General features: G+C 35.7%; 4 protein-coding genes and 2 tRNA genes. 3 read left to right on the top strand and 3 right to left on the bottom strand.

Annotation, left to right across the window (positions count from 1 at the left end; all coding sequences use genetic code 11):
• The 3 genes from N3C60_05785 to N3C60_05775 form a co-directional block, all read left to right on the top strand.
• Window positions 1-301: PD-(D/E)XK nuclease domain-containing protein (locus N3C60_05785; GenBank protein MCX8084415.1), on the top strand; the 301-nt coding region annotated here is incomplete at its 5' end.
• A gap of 176 nt (window positions 302-477) precedes the next feature.
• Window positions 478-554: transfer RNA gene (locus N3C60_05780), tRNA-Met, on the top strand.
• Between the two features lie 32 nt (window positions 555-586).
• Window positions 587-660: transfer RNA gene (locus tag N3C60_05775), tRNA-Met, on the top strand.
• Window positions 661-686: 26 nt separating this feature from the next.
• Here N3C60_05775 and N3C60_05770 read toward each other — a convergent pair.
• The 3 genes from N3C60_05770 to N3C60_05760 form a co-directional block, all read right to left on the bottom strand.
• Window positions 687-1,295, bottom strand: a complete 609-nt coding sequence (locus N3C60_05770) for a molybdenum cofactor guanylyltransferase (GenBank protein MCX8084414.1) — start codon at window positions 1,293-1,295, stop codon at window positions 687-689.
• 34 nt (window positions 1,296-1,329) lie between these two features.
• Window positions 1,330-2,583, bottom strand: coding sequence for a diaminopimelate decarboxylase (gene lysA, locus N3C60_05765; GenBank protein ID MCX8084413.1), 1,254 nt, complete (start codon window positions 2,581-2,583; stop codon window positions 1,330-1,332).
• Window positions 2,584-2,723: 140 nt separating this feature from the next.
• A complete protein-coding gene (locus N3C60_05760) occupies window positions 2,724-2,921 on the bottom strand; it encodes a PD-(D/E)XK nuclease domain-containing protein (protein ID MCX8084412.1) in 198 nt (65 codons plus the stop codon).
• Window positions 2,922-3,534: the final 613 nt, after the last annotated feature.

Raw genomic sequence — 3,534 nt, 5'->3', positions numbered from 1 at the left:
GATGTATGAGAGGGAGGGTTATTATGTGTCAGTGTTTTATGCGTACATGAAGGGTATGGGTGTGGAGGTGATAGGTGAGGATGTGACGAATAAAGGTAGGATAGATCTGACGCTGATATTTCCAGATGTGGTGTATGTGATAGAGTTTAAGGTTGATGAGGGTGGGGCATTGGAGCAGATAAAGGGTAAAAGGTATTACGAGAAATATCTTTCAATAGGTAAGGATATCTATCTTGTGGGTATAGAGTTTGATAGTGGTAAGAGGAATGTTGGTAGTTTGGAATGGGTGAAAGTTATATAAAAATACTTTTATTTGTGTTAAGTTTTAGAAGTTTGAATTTTTGATAGTCAAACATACTATCACATGTCTAACAATAATTGTTATCCTGTAAGGTGATGTTATAAAAGAATATGTATGATTTTATTAAAAAAATGTTGACAAAATACTATTTTATGAGTATAAGCAATATTCCCTGACGCGGGGTAGAGCAGTTTGGTAGCTCGTCGGGCTCATAACCCGAAGGTCGTAGGTTCAAATCCTGCCCCCGCAACCAAAGATAAATACGGTGTTTACCGTTTTCATAAAGGCGGATTAGCTCAGGTGGTTAGAGCATGCGGCTCATATCCGCAGTGTCCGGGGTTCGAATCCCTGATCCGCCATTTTCTATTTTTTTAGAGGTCCCTTTTTAACTGTTGTTTTTTTCGAAATGTTCTTGTGATATCGTTAGATTAAGGTCTTCTTTGGTGTTTACATTTGCAAATATCGTGCGTAGGTTTTCTTTGGGTAATAACATCTCTTCATTAAGGTAGAATACATCTATGGATTTAAGAAAATCAAGGACTTTTAGGTTGCCTTTTGATAAAAAATTTTCCAAAATACCATTAATTCTTTTATTGTAACATGCAAGTAAAGGATGGATCTTTTGATAGATTACTGGGATAGCAGCGTCATGTGAACCTATCGAATAGCAGATGTTTTTTATAATATTTTCATCCATAAAAGGTGAGTCTACAGACCATACAAAAAGTGTTTGACAAAAAGCATGTTGGCATGCTGTAAGTATCCCCACTAATGGAGTCTGGATAGTAAGTGAGTCTTTTATTTTACGGAGGTTTTTAAGGTCTGGGTATTTGGAAAGGTCTTTTGCTATGATCATAATATCATCTGTGATGTTTAAAGCTTTTTCATAGCAAATCTGAAAAAAACACTTTTCTCCAATCTTAGCAAAGGATTTGTCACTACCGAATCGTCTGGACTGCCCACCAGCAAGGATTGCTATACTAAAATCTCTCATAAAAAAATAGTGGGATATTATCCCACCAAACCTTTTATAATCTAGAAAAGTCTAAAGTCGCAAAATAATCATCAATGGTTTCGGCTCTCCTGATCAATTCAACAGAACCATCTTCTTTTAAAAGTAGCTCAGCGGAGCGGAGTTTTCCATTGTAATTAAAACCCATTGCATACCCGTGGGCACCAGTATCATGGATGACTAAAATATCGCCAATTTCGATCTCTGGGAGTTCTCTATCTATGGCAAATTTGTCATTGTTTTCGCAAAGGGATCCCACTACGTCATAAACTTTTGTGGGCTTTTTGTTTTCTTTGCCCATAACGGTTATGTGATGATATGCTCCATACATGCCGGGCCTCATCAGGTTTGCCATGCATGCATCAACACCGATATACTGTTTATAGATATCTTTTCTGTGGATTGCTCTTGTAACCAAAAAACCATAAGGGCCAGTTATCATTCTACCGTTTTCCATATAGAGCTTAAGCTCTTCCATGCCAGAACCGCAGAGCATGCTGTCAAAAAGGTTTTTTATACCTTGTGAGACGTATTCGAGATCGACAGCTTTTTGGCCTGGCTTGTAGGGTATACCAATACCACCACCTATATTTATAAATTCGAACATTATGCCCAGTTCTTTGTTGATCTCTATGACAAGCTCCAATAGCATTCTTGCTGTTTCTATGAAATAATCTGGATTGAGTTCATTTGAAGCTACCATCGTATGTAGACCAAATCTCTTAACCCCTTTGTCTTTTATTATTTTATAGCCTTCGAAAAGCTGTTCCTTGGTAAAGCCGTATTTTGCTTCTTCTGGTTTACCTATAATTGCATTCCCCTCTCTCAATGGGCCAGGATTGTATCTAAAGCTCAAAAGCTCTGGTAACCTACCCAAAGTATTTTCAAGATAGCTGATATGGGTAATGTCATCCAGATTTATAATTGCTCCAAGCTCATAGGCTTTTTTATATTCGTGGGCAGGTGTTTCGTTTGAAGTAAACATAATATTTTCGCCAACAATACCCACTTTTTCTGATAAAACCAGTTCCGGTAATGAACTGCAATCAGAGCCAAAACCTTCTTCCTTGAGTACCTTCATAATGTAGGGGTTTGGACAGGCTTTTACAGCAAAATATTCCTTAAAGCCTTTGTTCCATGCGAAAGCCTTAGTTAGTCTACGGGCGTTTTCCCTTATCCCTTTTTCGTCGTATATATGAAATGGGGTAGGGTATTGTTCGATAATCTTTTCGATTTGCTCCTTTGTAAAGGGGATCTTTTTCTCCTGCATAGCTGCTCCTTAAACTTATTTAAATTCAACTTAACTTATATGAAATGGAATTTTTTTTCAATAACTTTTTAAAGGGGGTAGGTTTGACGTAAAAATGTGGAAAAGTATATAAAGTTAGATAGAAGTAAAATTATAACTTTTTATATTTTTTTCTCAGTGCTAAAACATATTCCCACAAGATATATTTGCTTCCTATTATGAAGATACTGTCTGTGATAGTCTCTTTCTTTGATCTGGTTTATAGCAACCTCTAAACTCTGATTAGACTTAAACTTAAAAATATATATCTTATCCCTCATCTCCAATACCATATCTATCCTACCACTATAGTTTAGCACCTCACTCCTTGCTGGTAAACCACCTGTATATAGATTTTCGTCGACTAAATGAAGACTATAGTGGTAGAATTATGTTAGTTAACAATACTGAATTCCTCTTAGATTGAACAGCTGTTAATTTAACTGGTAGATTGAGTTTATTTAATAGCGAACTAGAATAGCTGCATTTGATGGATCCAATACTCATTGGTACACGTTTACTACTAATGATTCAGACTTAATTAAGGAAGTAAGAAGGTTAGGAATTAATGATTATGATTTATATTTAAGTGGTGGTAACTATCAAGGAGGAGGTAATATTACTTTTGGTCGCATTCTTGATGGAGCAAATATTATCAATGTTAAAAAAGGTCTAGTATATCAACAATCTGTAGTAAAACATGGAGATACTGTTGCAAAACCTATTTGTGGAGGTGGAAAATCTCCTTTTTTATTCGTAACACCTACAACTATTGATACTGGAGGATATCCTATTACTGGTATCTCAGTATATGCAAATGATTTAGGGACTTCTTGGTCTATTGTAATAAATGCTTGGTATTGGGATGGTAATAATTCTAATATTTTGACTACAAATAATTATGGAATTGTAACTACCAAATGTATATAGTAT

This window comes from Calditerrivibrio sp., from assembly GCA_026415135.1.
GTDB lineage: Bacteria > Chrysiogenota > Deferribacteres > Deferribacterales > Calditerrivibrionaceae > Calditerrivibrio.
Note: the sequence above shows the minus strand (reverse complement) of the source record. Positions and strands in the feature narration are given on the sequence as shown.

Coding starts and splice junctions, on each gene's coding strand:
- N3C60_05770 (MCX8084414.1), bottom strand. CDS start 1,295: ATGAGAGATTTTAGTATAGCAATCCTTGCTGGTGGGCAGTCCAGACGA.
- lysA (MCX8084413.1), bottom strand. CDS start 2,583: ATGCAGGAGAAAAAGATCCCCTTTACAAAGGAGCAAATCGAAAAGATT.